We start from the raw sequence: 418 nt of genomic DNA on the forward strand, positions 1-418 counted from the left end.
ATGAATGATGTGATTCGTCAGATGAATGCTTCTCCAACTGGGATCAACGTGTTTTATGATGAACATTCTGATAAACTATCTGTTATTCGAACTGAGACTGGGAAGTTTAATCCTAACTCACCTTCTAATCAAGCAGATAGAAATTATGATGACATTAATGATGCACATAGAGAAATAAAATTCTCAAATGGATTTTTCCAAGATGCATTTAAGCTTGGTCTTGATGAAGAACGTGGTGGTGAAAACGCAAAGTTCACCATTAATGGACTTGAGACAGAGCGTCGTTCCAATACTTTCACGATGAACGGTGTAACCATGACATTAAAAGGAACCTTTGCTGAAGGTACAAATAATGTGACGATTGGAGCTTCCACAAATGTGGACTCGATTATGGACCTTATAAAGGGGTTTGTAGACG

General features: G+C 37.8%; 1 protein-coding gene. It reads left to right on the forward strand.

Going from position 1 to position 418, the window contains the following annotated elements; all coding sequences use genetic code 11:
- On the forward strand, positions 1-418 hold a 418-nt coding region (gene fliD, locus AOA60_RS23615; protein WP_158235055.1), incomplete at both ends, for a flagellar filament capping protein FliD.

It is taken from the genome of Pseudomonas sp. 2822-17 (assembly GCF_002742485.1).
Classification (GTDB): domain Bacteria; phylum Pseudomonadota; class Gammaproteobacteria; order Pseudomonadales; family Pseudomonadaceae; genus Aquipseudomonas; species Aquipseudomonas cyclaminis.